Source organism: Pantoea sp. C2G6 (assembly GCF_051336815.1).
GTDB lineage: Bacteria > Pseudomonadota > Gammaproteobacteria > Enterobacterales > Enterobacteriaceae > Pantoea.
The window spans coordinates 1-2,983 of sequence record NZ_JBGMNJ010000031.1 but is presented as its reverse complement, the minus strand read 5'-3'; the positions used below and the strand labels follow the sequence as shown (position 1 = coordinate 2,983).

At 54.2% G+C, this 2,983-nt stretch carries 1 rRNA gene; it reads left to right on the top strand.

The window, feature by feature from the left end:
- Positions 1–60: 60 nt before the first annotated feature.
- Positions 61–2,963, top strand: a 23S ribosomal RNA gene (locus ACCW71_RS20490).
- Positions 2,964–2,983: the final 20 nt, after the last annotated feature.

Genomic DNA, 2,983 nt, shown 5'->3' with positions numbered 1-2,983 from the left:
GCGTTCGAGTCTCTCAAATGCTTGCAGCTTACAGCGTTGAAAAACGCCTGTGGGTTGTGAGGTTAAGCGACTAAGCGTACACGGTGGATGCCCAGGCAGTCAGAGGCGATGAAGGACGTGCTAATCTGCGTAAAGCGACGGTAAGGTGATATGAACCGCTACAGCCGTCGATGTCCGAATGGGGAAACCCGGTGCACTCTGTGCATCATTGCAGCATGAATACATAGTGCTGCAAGGCGAACCGGGGGAACTGAAACATCTAAGTACCCCGAGGAAAAGAAATCAACCGAGATTCCCCCAGTAGCGGCGAGCGAACGGGGAGCAGCCCAGAGCCTGAATCAGCATGTGTGTTAGTGGAAGCGTCTGGAAAGTCGCAGGGTACAGGGTGATACTCCCGTACACAAAAGCACACGTGCTGTGAGCTCGATGAGTAAGGCGGGACACGTGGTATCCTGTCTGAATATGGGGGGACCATCCTCCAAGGCTAAATACTCCTGACTGACCGATAGTGAACCAGTACCGTGAGGGAAAGGCGAAAAGAACCCCGGCGAGGGGAGTGAAACAGAACCTGAAACCGTGTACGTACAAGCAGTGGGAGCCTCTTTATGGGGTGACTGCGTACCTTTTGTATAATGGGTCAGCGACTTATATTCTGTAGCAAGGTTAACCGTATAGGGGAGCCGCAGGGAAACCGAGTCTTAACTGGGCGTTAAGTTGCAGGGTATAGACCCGAAACCCGGTGATCTAGCCATGGGCAGGTTGAAGGTTGGGTAACACTAACTGGAGGACCGAACCGACTAATGTTGAAAAATTAGCGGATGACCTGTGGCTGGGGGTGAAAGGCCAATCAAACCGGGAGATAGCTGGTTCTCCCCGAAAGCTATTTAGGTAGCGCCTCGTGAACTCATCTCCGGGGGTAGAGCACTGTTTCGGCTAGGGGGCCATCCCGGCTTACCAACCCGATGCAAACTGCGAATACCGGAGAATGTTATCACGGGAGACACACGGCGGGTGCTAACGTCCGTCGTGAAGAGGGAAACAACCCAGACCGCCAGCTAAGGTCCCAAAGTCATGGTTAAGTGGGAAACGATGTGGGAAGGCACAGACAGCCAGGATGTTGGCTTAGAAGCAGCCATCATTTAAAGAAAGCGTAATAGCTCACTGGTCGAGTCGGCCTGCGCGGAAGATGTAACGGGGCTAAACCATGCACCGAAGCTGCGGCAGCGACGCGTATGCGTTGTTGGGTAGGGGAGCGTTCTGTAAGCCGTCGAAGGTGTGCTGTGAGGCATGCTGGAGGTATCAGAAGTGCGAATGCTGACATAAGTAACGATAAAGCGGGTGAAAAGCCCGCTCGCCGGAAGACCAAGGGTTCCTGTTCAACGTTAATCGGAGCAGGGTGAGTCGACCCCTAAGGCGAGGCCGAAAGGCGTAGTCGATGGGAAACAGGTTAATATTCCTGTACTCGGTGTTACTGCGAAGGGGGGACGGAGAAGGCTATATCAGCCGGGCGACGGTTGTCCCGGTTTAAGCGTGTAGGTGTGTGCGCCAGGCAAATCCGGTGCACTTTACACTGAGGCGTGACGACGAGGCACTACGGTGCTGAAGTGATAAATGCCCTGCTTCCAGGAAAAGCCTCTAAGCATCAGGTAACACAGAATCGTACCCCAAACCGACACAGGTGGTCAGGTAGAGAATACCAAGGCGCTTGAGAGAACTCGGGTGAAGGAACTAGGCAAAATGGTGCCGTAACTTCGGGAGAAGGCACGCTGGCGCGTAGGTGAAGGGACTTGCTCCCGGAGCCGAAGCCAGTCGAAGATACCAGCTGGCTGCAACTGTTTATTAAAAACACAGCACTGTGCAAACACGAAAGTGGACGTATACGGTGTGACGCCTGCCCGGTGCCGGAAGGTTAATTGATGGGGTTATCGCAAGAGAAGCTCCTGATCGAAGCCCCGGTAAACGGCGGCCGTAACTATAACGGTCCTAAGGTAGCGAAATTCCTTGTCGGGTAAGTTCCGACCTGCACGAATGGCGTAATGATGGCCAGGCTGTCTCCACCCGAGACTCAGTGAAATTGAACTCGCTGTGAAGATGCAGTGTACCCGCGGCAAGACGGAAAGACCCCGTGAACCTTTACTACAGCTTGACACTGAACATTGAGCCTTGATGTGTAGGATAGGTGGGAGGCTTTGAAGCGCGGACGCCAGTCCGCGTGGAGCCATCCTTGAAATACCACCCTTTAACGTTTGATGTTCTAACGTGGCCCCGTAATCCGGGGTGCGGACAGTGTCTGGTGGGTAGTTTGACTGGGGCGGTCTCCTCCCAAAGAGTAACGGAGGAGCACGAAGGTCAGCTAATCACGGTCGGACATCGTGAGGTTAGTGCAATGGCATAAGCTGGCTTGACTGCGAGAGTGACGGCTCGAGCAGGTGCGAAAGCAGGTCATAGTGATCCGGTGGTTCTGAATGGAAGGGCCATCGCTCAACGGATAAAAGGTACTCCGGGGATAACAGGCTGATACCGCCCAAGAGTTCATATCGACGGCGGTGTTTGGCACCTCGATGTCGGCTCATCACATCCTGGGGCTGAAGTAGGTCCCAAGGGTACGGCTGTTCGCCGTTTAAAGTGGTACGCGAGCTGGGTTTAGAACGTCGTGAGACAGTTCGGTCCCTATCTGCCGTGGGCGCTGGAGAATTGAGGGGGGTTGCTCCTAGTACGAGAGGACCGGAGTGAACGCACCACTGGTGTTCGGGTTGTCATGCCAATGGCACTGCCCGGTAGCTAAGTGCGGAAAAGATAAGTGCTGAAAGCATCTAAGCACGAAACTTGCCCCGAGATGAGTTCTCCCTGACCCTTTAAGGGTCCTGAAGGGACGTTGAAGACGACGACGTTGATAGGCCGGGTGTGTAAGCGCAGCGATGCGTTGAGCTAACCGGTACTAATGACCCGTGAGGCTTAACCTTACAACGCCAGAGGCGTTTTT